This window comes from Metabacillus arenae, assembly GCF_014773385.1.
In the GTDB taxonomy this organism is placed as follows: domain Bacteria; phylum Bacillota; class Bacilli; order Bacillales; family Bacillaceae; genus Metabacillus_D; species Metabacillus_D arenae.
In genome coordinates this window covers 84,086-92,984 of record NZ_JACXAI010000024.1, presented here as the reverse complement: position 1 = coordinate 92,984, position 8,899 = coordinate 84,086, and the positions used below count along the sequence as shown (strand labels likewise).

The window sequence follows — 8,899 nt, the reverse complement described above, 5'->3', positions numbered from 1 at the left end:
AAAATAAGCGGAGATTTTCCGGTTAAACTGTAGAATAGAGCTCAGTTAGGTGTATATAAGCGGAAGTTTTCCGATTAAGCAAAGCAAATGTACCCATTTTCACTTTTTTCGAGTCAATAGTCGGAATCTTTCCGTCTATTTTGGCTATTTTCAGTGCTATTAGATAAATAAGAGAAATTTCTCCGCTTATTTATCAAACTCGCTTTAGCGGTTAATTAACTTGTACAACTTAAAAAAGTGAAAATTTAAAAAAGGCTTAGAGATATTTGCATCTCTAAGCTTTTTTATTGTGTTGTAAAATTTATGAGTTTTGCTATGTGATTAGGTTTGTGATTTGCCGTTTTGCACCTCACAAGTAAACCCGTTATCTATCACACTGGTGGTTTTGATTATCCATATTGTAGAAAAGGTCCAGATTATCGAAGATAGTTTTGAAGGTATTTAGGAGGATTTATCAGCATCCGCAACTAGGTTTTTGTCGATTCATTCGACAATTTTCGGCTAGTGACAGGTCTCTCATGCTAATGTTAAAATGGGTTATACATGGAAATCGTTTATAACATGGGGACAAAGGGGGCATGGATCATGAAAAAGAATAAATTTAGAATTTGGGACACAAATGGAATGTACAGTGGCACTCCAGGAATGCTGGAGGATGCAGCAAGTATGGAGATTGGACAAGCAGTCTGGAATGATCATAATTACATAAAAATGCAATTTATCGGGATAACAGACCAAAAGGGGAACGAAATTTACGAGGGAGATATTTTAAAAGGTTTTAAACAAATGTATATTCCAAGTTGGGACGGGTTCCAATCCGATTCGAATAATTATCACGTCGAACTGGATGAAGAGGAAATCGGAATCGTCGTTCACCAAACAAAAGGATTCAAATCAGAGTTTGTCATTCAAAGCCTTCATGAAGATAAGCATTTCACTTTCCACGAAATAAGCCGAATGGAAGTAATCGGAACCGTCCATAAAAATCCTGAGCTGCTTAATGGACAAGCTGCTTCTTTCCTTAAAGAACAAACAGTGATGTAATCTTAACACTCTCAATAATAGGAGCTCATTGTCGACTCTTTTGACGGAACATTTCAATTTTTCAAACTATATTCAAATACGATTGTTCTGAACCACTCATAAACATGAACTTTATAAAAAAGGACCGTCACGGAACCCTTAATTTTACTGGATTTTCATGACAGGTCCTTTCAGGGGATGAATCAAAACGGTGTTTTTTACCCTGTTGATTCATCCTCTACTTTTTAATCTGTTAGAGCGAAACAAGGATCATTAAAGTAAACAACTTCGGTAATAATCCTGCATCCTTGAATATTCTCAAAAGCTTCTCTTGCTTCTGTTTCTGTGTCAAATTCAAACATCGTAGTGTTTCCCTTTGAATAGGTAGTGATGATCCACAAAAAAATCTCCTCCTTTTCCATATATTTATAGATAATTTTTTAGAAACAATATAACATTTTTTATATGCTTTCAGGGACAAGTAAGGGAATGGAGTATACTAATAAAATTTACTTTTCAGGCGCATTAATATTGAACAATTTTCACATATAATCTTTTGCTATTTTCAATGTAATTTTACTCATATCTTATCTCCTCTCTAAAAATTTTTTAGTAGATTCCACATTTATAATTATGATTCAATCAATTGTGTTCGCCAACCCATGTGTAATATTTATTAACAGAAAATTTAAAATTTTTAGAAATAAATAATGGTTTCTTATTTTTGATGAATCAAAGGGATAGTACCAGCGAAGCTAAAATTACTCGCTAATTATATGGATATATATGTAAATTCTGGTATCTAAATATTCAAACTAAAAAACTTGCAATAGTCTGAATTTTCATTTATATTAATTATTGTAAGCGATATCAGAAACGTTACCGGTAACGTTTCCGAAAAAGTTAATGTTAAGGAGGGAAGTAATGAAAACAATAAAAGATATAGCAAAAGAACTGGGATTGTCCGTCTCAACCGTATCAAGAGCATTAAATGATAAACCTGATATTAAAAAAGAAACAAAAGAAAAAATATTAGAGGAGATGAAACGATTAAATTATTCGCCGAATGCAAATGCGAGAAGTTTAATTCAAAAGAAGTCAAATATAATAGGACTTATGCTTTCTGATATTACAGACCCTTTCTTTTCTGAAGTAGCTTTGGGTGTAGAAGAAGTTTCTTCAAAAAGCGGCTACCAAGTTATCTATGGAAATACATTTTTAAATCTTGAAAAGGAGAAACGGTTTTTATCTAGTTTATTAGAAAGAAAAATAGATGGGTTAATTATGAAGCCTGGTAAATTGGATGAAGAACTTTTAAGGCTAATTGAACAATTAGAAATTCCAATTGTATTCTTAAGGAAATTAAGGGAAAATGAACAACATTTAAATGTATCTTCAATCGACGTGAATCACTATAAAGCTGCTTATAGAGCAGTTGAATATCTTATAAAACTAGGTCATGTGAATATTGGTTTTATAGGTATGTCAAAGGATGTATCAGAAGAAGAAGATAGGTTAAAAGGTTTTTTAGATTGTTTGGAAAACCACAACATTAACTATACAGATGACAACATTATCATTTCTGGAACTGGAATAGAACATGGTGGAACGGGTGTTAAGCAACTATTAAATAAAAAGTCGAATATTACTGCAATTTTTACAGCAAATGATCTATTAGCTATTGGCGCCTTAGAGTGGTTGGTGAAAAACAACTATAAAGTTCCAGAGAATATTTCAGTCGTAGGTTTTGAAAATCTAGAGATTTCTAGTTTGCATTGGATCAATTTAACGACTGTTGATTTACCGAGAAAGAAAATTGGTATTCAGGCTGCAGAAATGCTAATGAACATGGTGTCTTCTGATCATGTTAAAAAAGAAGAGGTTGAACTGGATACGAAATTAATTATTAGAAAGTCTACTGGCGGCAATCAACTACATTCTTAAATATAGGAGGAGCAAATGAAATATGCTAATTTCTCCAAAAACTTGTTGTTGGGTGTAACAATGATCTTCATGATAATTTTGACTGCGGGGTGCTCAAGTGATGCGGAAACTGGAGGTGAGAACGGAAAAACAAAGATTAAAGTTTGGCTTTTACCATTTATTGAGCCAGAAGAATTTGAATCGCTAGTATCAGAATTTAATGCGTCACATCACTCAGTTGAAGTCGAACTAACCATGTTAGGATGGTCGGATGGTCGGGAACAAATAAAGACTGCGATTACCTCAGGTACTGGACCAGATGTTTTTTATTTAGGATCATTGGATGAAGAATATACTCAAGCAAATGTATTAGTGCCCGCAGAAGTCTTAGGATTCTCCCAAAAAGAGATCGAAACTTTTAATCCACTAATTGAAGGATATAAAGAAAACGGCCAAATCATGGCATTTCCTCTAGGGTATGAAATGAATATGTTATTTTACAGAAAAGATATATTAAGTAAATATGGCTTTGAAGGACCGCCTGCAACTTGGGATGAGTTGTATCATACCGCTAAAACTATTTCAGAAGCAACTATGGATAATGGAAAACCTGGGGTTATGGGACTACAGATCAATGGCATGGATGAACATCGAAATGCGATGAATCTTTCATGGGGATCCATGTTTGCAGCTGCAGGGGGACAGTATATTAAAGACGGAGAATCTGTGTTGAATTCTCCAGAAGGTCAGGAAGCATTATCTTTTATGAAAAGATTTTATGAGGAAAACCTTGCAATTCCGGGGCTTAGCGCTGTAAACGGTTTCGCTAATGGCGAAGTGGCGATGTTCTACTTTACACAGCCTACAGCTGACCAGCAAGATTGGTATAACGATTCCAATATGGCAGATAAATGGGGGATGGCACCTATGCCGAAAGGGCCTGAATCAGCTGCAGGTCACTTTGGTGGACATGGGGTTGCTGTAAACTCAAGATCTGACAAGATTGAAGCTGCTGGAGAATTTGTAAGGTGGCTTGCATCACCGGAAAGAACAAGAGTATTTATGGAAAGTGCACATTATATCTCTCCATTTAACCTTGAAAAAGTAGATTCAGAAGTAAAAGCAGAAATTGAGGAATTTACGAGTAAGCAGCCTGAAGTATGGGAAGCTCTTAACCAGCAGCTTGATAATAATATAAATGCTGATTCTGCGGAATTATTCATTCAATCTAGACAAGGATACACAGAGAGGTGGGCTGCTCAGCCTTCTCACCTCATTCCTGCTATAACCGGTGAAACATCTATTGAAGAATCTTTAGAAAATATTGATGTTCAAGTTAATCATGCCATCAACTATTAATCTTGCAGATATGATGGGTTATCCTATCATATCTACAAAATTCTCATAAAAAAGGGGGAAGGAAGATTCTTGTTAACAAACAAAAATCATAATTTACTAGGTTGGACCCTCTCATTACCAGGAATTATTTTTTTAGGCGGTTTTTTCATTTTTCCAATGTTCTATGCTTTTGTAATAAGTTTTTTTAATTGGAATCTACTAGGGGATAAAACGTTTATTGGATTATCTAATTATAAGTTTTTATTACTTGAAGACAGCGTTTTTAAAACAACTTTGTGGAATACACTGTACTTCTCACTTTTTTATGTCTTTGGCAGCTTAATTTTGTCATTAGGAACAGCTTTAATTGTTCATAAACCTTTAAGAGGTGTTCGTGTAATTCGAACCATACTGCTTACACCTCTTGTTATCCCAATGGCTATAACCGGAATTATATGGACTTTGCTTTATTCACCTCATGGTTTCATCAACGCATTTCTGAATACATTTGGGATTCAAGGTCAACAATGGCTTTTTGACTCCGATTTAGCGATGCCAGCAATTATTTTGGTTAGTATTTGGCAAAGCTTCGGTTTGTACGCAATTATCTATGTGACAGGGCTGCAACAAATACCTCAAGAATTATATGAAGGAATGGAAATAGATGGAGCAGGAACTTGGCAAAAATTTATACATCTTACTCTTCCTTTGCTTCGTCCAACTACATTTTTTGTTGTAGTATTACTACTTATCAATTCATTTAAAATTTTCGATCAGATATGGGTCATGACTAAGGGGGGACCAGGAAACGCAACAATGACTTTAGTTGTCTACATGTATCAAAAAATCTTTACATCTTATGGTCTCGCAACAGCAGCATCCGGTATTCTGTTTATCATAGTCTTTGGTCTTGTATATGGCCAGTATTACTTTATGGGAAGGGAGGATAAAAGATAGTGAATAGGTATAAAAACTCATCGGGTTTTATTTCATATGTAATATTAATCCCAATCGCGCTTTTTGCGTTATTTCCTTTTTACATTATGTTTAAAAGTTCATTTGAGCCGCTTAGTCAAATTATATCTAGCTTTCATTTCTTCCCTGAAAGTTGGTTATATCTAGAAAACTTTAAGGAGGTATTTGAAAAATATCCAATATCTCGTTGGTTTATTAATAGTTTTATAATCGCAATAATTGCAGTAATAGGCAATTTAGTCTTTTGTCCATTAATAGCTTACGCATTAGCACGACTCGAATTTAAGGGTAAAAAACTCTTATTTTTTGTAGTGATTGCTACGCTTATTATTCCTGTCCAAGTATTGGTTGTTCCATTGTACTTGATGTTGGCACCTCTAGGATTACAGAATAATTTCATTGCAGTAATATTACCTGATTTAGTTAGTCCTTTTGGTGTTTTCTTACTAAGGCAAGCTTTTTTAGCGTTACCGTATGAACTTGAGGAAGCTGCGTTTATGGACGGATGTGGAAGAATTCGTTCCTTGTTTAAAATTATTATTCCGAACGCATTACCGACGCTTTGTACGATTGCTGTTCTTAAGTTCATGTGGGTTTGGGGTGATTTCATGTGGCCATCTCTTATTTTAACAAAGGAACATATGAAAACGCTACCAATAGGGATAGCATCTTTCCAAACCACTTCCTCATTAGTTCCTTGGGGATTAGTCATTAGTGCATCTGTGATTGCTGTTGTTCCAATTATTTTACTCTTCTTTATGTTACAAAAGTATTTTGTGAGAGGTTTAACAGATGGTGCCGTAAAAGGGTAATTAACTAAAATTTAAATGAGGTGTATGTTTTGAAAACGAGAAACGAAACATTTGATGTTGTTGTATGTGGTGGAGGATTAGCAGGATTTTGTGCAGCTGTATCAGCAGCGAGAAATGGAGCGAAGACGGCAATTATTCAGGACCGCCCTGTGTTTGGTGGTAATAGTTCTTCCGAGGTTAGAGTGACAACACATGGTTCAGCAGCCTTTCATGCGTACGCAAGAGAAACAGGGATTATTTCTGAGTTGCTAATTGAAGAAAGAGCGAGAAACCACGAGGAAATAAATGAAAACGGTTGGACCAATAGTGTATGGGATATGACGATGTATGATATGGCTATTAGAACTTCAAATTTGGAAGTTTTTTTGAATACTACTGTGCAAGGAGTGAATAAAGCAGACAATCGTACAATCGAGAGTGTTGTCTGCCATGTTCTTAACGCTGAAGTCGAACTAACTATTAAAGGAAAAGTTTTTATCGATTGTACAGGTGACGGTATCGTGGCAGACAGATCGGGTTGTGAATGGCGGTTTGGAGAGGAAGCTCATGAAGAGTTTAATGAACCTCACGCTCCTGAAAAAGCAAGTGAAAATGTAATGGGAAGCTCTATACATTTTAAAGCAGTTGATATGGGCCGGCCTGTTCCATATAAAGCCCCGAGCTGGATAAAAAATTACGAAGATGCTAGTTTTTTCTATAAACAGGGAAGGCCATTAGAACATACTGGTCATAAAGAAAACGACCGCTATCGTGGCGGATACTGGTGGCTGGAAATTGGCATTCCGTGGGACACAATCTATGAAAATGAAGATATCCGACATGAATTAACACGACACACTCTGGGGGTTTGGGATTGGATTAAAAATAAAGATCCCGAATTAAAGGAAATTGCAAAAAACTATGCTCTTGAATGGATCGGTCAAGTACCAGGAAAAAGAGAGAGTCGTAGAATTATGGGCAGGTACCTAATGACTGAGCACGATCCTCTTAATAAAAAAGTATTTGAAGATGAGGTCGCATTTGGAGGATGGAATGTTGACTTACACGCACCTGGAGGTTTGCTTGCATCTTCAAGTGAACCTGCTGCAATGGAAGGATACAAAGTGGTAAGTGAATTCCAAAGAGCGACACTTTGCGGCCCATACGGTATCCCTTTGAATATGATGATCTCAAAAGACATTGACAATTTAATGATGGCAGGAAGAAACGTAAGTGCCACACATGCAGCTTTAGGAACTGTAAGGGTTATGGGTACAACTGCAATAATGGGTCAAGGTGTAGGGACGGCAGCTGCAGTGTCAGTTAATCTAGATTTAAAATTACCTGAAGTAGCTGACAACTATATCGATACAGTAAAACAAAAATTACTTAGAGACGGCTGTTTTTTACTAAACAATAAGAATGAAGACGAAAACGACATAGCAAGAAAAGCAAAAGTGACCGCAAGTAGTGAAGCAAAATGTGTTGGTGTTGGTCCGAACACACAAGGAGTACACGAAGGACTGAGGTTTTGGAAAACACAACATCAAACGTCAAAAACAGATAAACTAATGCAACGTCGAGGCCAGTGGATTGCTGTAGGTAATGATAAAATCAAAACTTTATCGGTTTGCTTAACGAACCATTCTGATGAAATACAACATGTTCAAGCAAAGGTTGTTACGGTAGAAGATATTTGGGATTATTCAGTAGATGGTAGTGAAGAATTAGCTGACACAACTTTAGAGGTGACGCCTGGTGAAAATAAATGGATCTCTTGGTCAGTACAACTCAATACCTCAAATGGGTTACCTAAAAGTGGATATATTCGACTAGATCTTTTGGAGAATGAAAATGTAGAGTGGCATAGAGCAGGAAAAATTGAACCTGGTCATGTGTGTGCTTTCGATATTGGGAATCGGATGAGACGATATGATCATGGTATTTCGATGAGTTATAAAGTAGAGCCTGCACAAAGATGCTTTTCAGCAGAAAATATTCTTAGTGGCTTTACAAGGCCATATCGTTCTACAAATTTATGGAGATCAGATGAAAAGTCTCCAGATGCTCCTTGGATAGAATTGTCCTGGGATGAGGTCATGTCTATTTCGCAAGTTGAATTAACGTTCCCAGGTAATATCTTGCGTGAGTATCACGCCTACGAGTCATTTTATCGCGACCCGCAATGTGCAAAGGATTATAGTATAAGTGCATGGGTCAACGGAGAGTGGAAAGAGATTCTCCAAGTGAACGATAACTATCAACGTCAACGCAAACATAAATTGAATTCGACCGTTCATACAGATCGTTTAAGATTAACGATTCATGCCACAAATGGAGATCCTTCGGCGGCAGTATATGAAATTAGATGCTATTGAATGTAGTAGGTATCTTGCTAATTTAATGTGGGGGATAGTTTCTATCAAAGGACTATTTCTAACATCTCCTTGATACAGATAGATTTCTTTATAGGGGGGTCTGACCTCGCTCCCCTTAAGGCAGGAATAAACCCTTATTCGGGCAAAATTGCTTTAAGGGGTGATTTTGATGGCAACAAAAAGACAAGTATTCAAAACTTATTCAGTAGAACTTAAATTAGAAGTGATAAAGATGAAAGAAGATGGATATACCATTCAACAATTGGAATGTCTAATGGATATGTTTATATGAGTCGAACATGGAAAAAAATGAATCCTTTATTTGTAGGGTGAACTAAATTCAAACTATTTTGTTAAAGAAATAAGTGAAATTGAAAAACATTCTTTTCAAATTAGTGATTTAGCAAAATAAAAATCTGAATATCAAAAATATCCGCGGTTTAAATTTGGTTCGACTATTAGAGGTATATC

Annotated in this window: 8 protein-coding genes; 7 read left to right on the top strand and 1 reads right to left on the bottom strand. The window is 35.9% G+C overall.

Going from position 1 to position 8,899, the window contains the following annotated elements; genetic code table 11:
• Positions 1 to 585 precede the first annotated feature (585 nt).
• Positions 586 to 1,044, top strand: coding sequence for a YopX family protein (locus tag IC621_RS17600; RefSeq protein ID WP_191159833.1), 459 nt, complete (start codon positions 586 to 588; stop codon positions 1,042 to 1,044).
• Between the two features lie 224 nt (positions 1,045 to 1,268).
• Here IC621_RS17600 and IC621_RS17595 read toward each other — a convergent pair whose 3' ends face one another.
• Positions 1,269 to 1,424, bottom strand: coding sequence for a hypothetical protein (locus tag IC621_RS17595; protein ID WP_191159831.1), 156 nt, complete (start codon positions 1,422 to 1,424; stop codon positions 1,269 to 1,271).
• 523 nt (positions 1,425 to 1,947) lie between these two features.
• On the opposite strand from IC621_RS17595, the gene IC621_RS17590 reads away from it, so the two are divergent.
• The 6 genes from IC621_RS17590 (at position 1,948) to IC621_RS26885 (ending at position 8,720) form a co-directional block, all read left to right on the top strand.
• Complete coding sequence (locus IC621_RS17590) at positions 1,948 to 2,967, top strand: LacI family DNA-binding transcriptional regulator (protein ID WP_191159830.1); 1,020 nt, start codon at positions 1,948 to 1,950, stop codon at positions 2,965 to 2,967.
• Between the two features lie 15 nt (positions 2,968 to 2,982).
• The gene (locus IC621_RS17585) at positions 2,983 to 4,305 is read left to right on the top strand and encodes an ABC transporter substrate-binding protein (protein WP_191159828.1); all 1,323 of its coding nucleotides are present in this window, start codon (positions 2,983 to 2,985) and stop codon (positions 4,303 to 4,305) included.
• Between the two features lie 69 nt (positions 4,306 to 4,374).
• Complete coding sequence (locus IC621_RS17580; protein ID WP_191159826.1) at positions 4,375 to 5,241, top strand: carbohydrate ABC transporter permease; 867 nt, start codon at positions 4,375 to 4,377, stop codon at positions 5,239 to 5,241.
• Entirely contained in the window at positions 5,241 to 6,071 is an 831-nt protein-coding gene (locus IC621_RS17575; protein ID WP_191159824.1) for a carbohydrate ABC transporter permease, read from the top strand. The genes IC621_RS17580 and IC621_RS17575 overlap by 1 nt, the downstream gene beginning before the upstream one ends.
• A gap of 20 nt (positions 6,072 to 6,091) precedes the next feature.
• Positions 6,092 to 8,428 carry an FAD-dependent oxidoreductase gene (locus tag IC621_RS17570; protein WP_318153077.1) on the top strand — a complete coding sequence of 779 codons (2,337 nt, stop codon included), beginning with the start codon at positions 6,092 to 6,094 and terminating at the stop codon, positions 8,426 to 8,428.
• A gap of 169 nt (positions 8,429 to 8,597) precedes the next feature.
• Positions 8,598 to 8,720, top strand: a complete 123-nt coding sequence (locus IC621_RS26885) for a hypothetical protein (RefSeq protein WP_263575995.1) — start codon at positions 8,598 to 8,600, stop codon at positions 8,718 to 8,720.
• The last annotated feature ends 179 nt before the right edge of the window (positions 8,721 to 8,899 follow it).

Bases quoted from the DNA above. Each gene is read 5' to 3' on its own strand.
- IC621_RS17600 (WP_191159833.1), top strand. From the start codon at position 586: ATGAAAAAGAATAAATTTAGAATTTGGGACACAAATGGAATGTACAGT.
- IC621_RS17590 (WP_191159830.1), top strand. From the start codon at position 1,948: ATGAAAACAATAAAAGATATAGCAAAAGAACTGGGATTGTCCGTCTCA.
- IC621_RS17585 (WP_191159828.1), top strand. From the start codon at position 2,983: ATGAAATATGCTAATTTCTCCAAAAACTTGTTGTTGGGTGTAACAATG.
- IC621_RS26885 (WP_263575995.1), top strand. From the start codon at position 8,598: ATGGCAACAAAAAGACAAGTATTCAAAACTTATTCAGTAGAACTTAAA.